This is a genomic window from Paenibacillus zanthoxyli JH29 (assembly GCF_000520715.1).
Classification (GTDB): domain Bacteria; phylum Bacillota; class Bacilli; order Paenibacillales; family Paenibacillaceae; genus Paenibacillus_AQ; species Paenibacillus_AQ zanthoxyli.
On sequence record NZ_ASSD01000076.1, the window covers coordinates 1 to 2,384 of the forward strand.

Consider the following 2,384-nt stretch of genomic DNA (forward strand, 5'->3'; position numbering starts at 1 on the left):
GCTTAAAAGCTTAAACCCTAAAACCTTCGCGTGCCGCGTTTCTGGCCCCTCCGGGGCGGCGGGCTTCGCTCCGCCTGCGGAACAGCTTAAACCCTAAAACCTTCGCGTGCCGCGGGTCTGGCCCCTCCGGGGCGGCGGGCTTCGCTCCGCCTGCTCAAAAGCTTAAACCCTAAAACCTTCACGTGCGCGGCTCTTTCCCTCCGGGCAGGCTTACTTCAGCGCCGCCAAAGCCTCGGCAAGCTTGATGTTGCCGGTATACAACGCCTTGCCAACGATGGCGCCGCCGATACCGCTGTTCTTATGCGCGCTGAGGCGAAGCAGATCGTCCTGAACGGTGACTCCGCCGGAGGCGATAACGCTCTTTCCGCTGGCCTGCGCCATAGCGAGAATACCCTCCACGTTCGGGCCCTGCATCATTCCGTCGCGGGATATATCCGTGTAGATAAACGTTTCCGCGCCCTTAGACGCGAGCTCCTTCGCCAAATCCGTAGCGAGCACCTCGGACGTGTTCAGCCAGCCATGAGTGGCAACATAGCCGTCCCGCGCATCGATGCCGATCGCGACTTTATCGCCGTATTTTGCCAATACGGTTTCGGTAAATTCCCGGTCATTGATAGCAGCTGTGCCGATGATGACGCGGCTGACGCCGAGCGACAGCAGCTTCTCCACATCCTCCAGCGTGCGCAGCCCCCCGCCAACCTGAACCGGCACATTAACGCCAGCGGCGATGGACCCAATAATATCGACATTGACGGGATGCCCGGCTTTCGCGCCGTCCAGGTCGACAAGATGAATGAACTCTCCGCCCTGCTCTTCCCATGATTTGGCCATGTCGAGCGGACTGTCGCCGTAGACCGTTTCCTGATTATAATCGCCCTGCAGCAGCCTGACGCATTTTCCGTTCCGGATATCAATGGCCGGATATATGATAAAAGAAGACATTTCGCCGTTCCCCGCTTTCTCCTTACTAAAATCATTTCACTTTGACGCGGCCGCACGCTCTGGCTATCTGAACCTCCTGCCCAGGATGCCTAAGACGCACAGAGCTGCATGCTTTATGAGACAGTGCCCCGCTAAATTTCCAGCTTCAAAAACTGCTCAAGCAGCTTCCTTCCCAGCTCCCCGCTCTTCTCGGGATGAAACTGCATGCCGAATACATTACCCCGCCCGACGATGGCCGTAACCGGGTGTCCGTAATCCGTCACGGCCAGCAAATCGCTTTTCTGCTCGACCAGCGCATGATAAGAGTGAACAAAATAGACATGTCCCTCCTCCAGCCCACCAAGCAGCGGGTTCTCCGGCTGAAGGTACTGCAGCTTGTTCCAGCCCATATGCGGCACTTTATAGCCTTCTCTCGGCTCGAAGCGCACCACTGTTCCCGGCAAAAGATCAAGCCCCTCATGGCTGCCGTATTCCTCGCTGCGGGTGAACAGAAGCTGCATGCCGAGGCAGATCCCGAGCAGAGGCTGCCGTCCCGCAACAGCAACCTCTTTGACAACCTTGTCCAGTCCGCTCTGCCGCAGATGATCCATCGCGTCTCCGAACGCGCCGACGCCGGGCAGAATGACGCGATCCGCAGCCAGAATCTCACCGGCTTCCCCGGTTACAAGCGGCTCATGGCCCAAGCGCTCAATCGCCTTGCTGACGCTGTGCAGGTTGCCGATCCCGTAATCGACGATAGCAACGCTCATGGGCTACAGCACTCCTTTCGTGGATGGAACGCCTTTCACCCGGGGATCAATCGCTGTCGCTTCGTCCAGCGCACGCCCAAGCGCCTTAAATACCGCCTCGATCATGTGATGCGTATTGAAGCCGTAATGCACGATGACATGCAGGGTCAGCCGCGCTTCCAGCGCAAATTTCCACAGGAATTCATGCACCATCTCGGTGGAGAAGCTGCCCACCTGCTGGGAAGGATACTCCGCCCGGTATTCGAAATGCGGACGGTTGCTGATGTCGATAATGACCTGCGCCAGCGCTTCGTCCATCGGCACAAATACGCTCGCATAGCGCTTAATGCCCTTCTTATCGCCGAGCGCTTCGCGCAGAGCCTGACCGAGACAGATGCCGATATCCTCCACCGTGTGGTGATCGTCAATCTCGATATCGCCGCGCGCCTGGACAGACAGATCGAACTGGCCGTGCTTCGTGAACAGATCTAGCATATGGTTCAGAAAAGGGACGTCGGTCTCAAGCTCCGCCTGACCGCTTCCATCCACTGTCAGCGACAGCTTAATGTCCGTTTCATTCGTTTTGCGGGAAAGACCTGCCTGCCTGGTTTGCTGCCCGTTATTCTCCATCCGCTTCTCCACCCTTCGCTTCATTCTCCAGTCTGATTTCCACCGCTCTGGCATGAGCTTCCAGTCCTTCGCGGCGAGCCAGTT

At 57.7% G+C, this 2,384-nt stretch carries 3 protein-coding genes; all 3 read right to left on the reverse strand.

What is annotated here, in order from left to right:
• Positions 1 to 210: 210 nt before the first annotated feature.
• A complete protein-coding gene (hisA, locus tag L691_RS0102935) occupies positions 211 to 942 on the reverse strand; it encodes a 1-(5-phosphoribosyl)-5-[(5-phosphoribosylamino)methylideneamino]imidazole-4-carboxamide isomerase (RefSeq protein ID WP_025688674.1) in 732 nt (243 codons plus the stop codon).
• A 131-nt stretch (positions 943 to 1,073) separates the two neighbouring features.
• Positions 1,074 to 1,691 (reverse strand): imidazole glycerol phosphate synthase subunit HisH, encoded by a 618-nt coding sequence (hisH, locus tag L691_RS0102940; protein WP_025688675.1) that lies wholly within the window; start codon positions 1,689 to 1,691, stop codon positions 1,074 to 1,076.
• Between the two features lie 3 nt (positions 1,692 to 1,694).
• Complete coding sequence (gene hisB, locus L691_RS0102945) at positions 1,695 to 2,300, reverse strand: imidazoleglycerol-phosphate dehydratase HisB (protein WP_025688676.1); 606 nt, start codon at positions 2,298 to 2,300, stop codon at positions 1,695 to 1,697.
• Positions 2,301 to 2,384: the final 84 nt, after the last annotated feature.

Coding starts and splice junctions, on each gene's coding strand:
- hisH (WP_025688675.1), bottom strand. CDS start 1,691: ATGAGCGTTGCTATCGTCGATTACGGGATCGGCAACCTGCACAGCGTC.
- hisB (WP_025688676.1), bottom strand. CDS start 2,300: ATGGAGAATAACGGGCAGCAAACCAGGCAGGCAGGTCTTTCCCGCAAA.
- hisA (WP_025688674.1), bottom strand. CDS start 942: ATGTCTTCTTTTATCATATATCCGGCCATTGATATCCGGAACGGAAAA.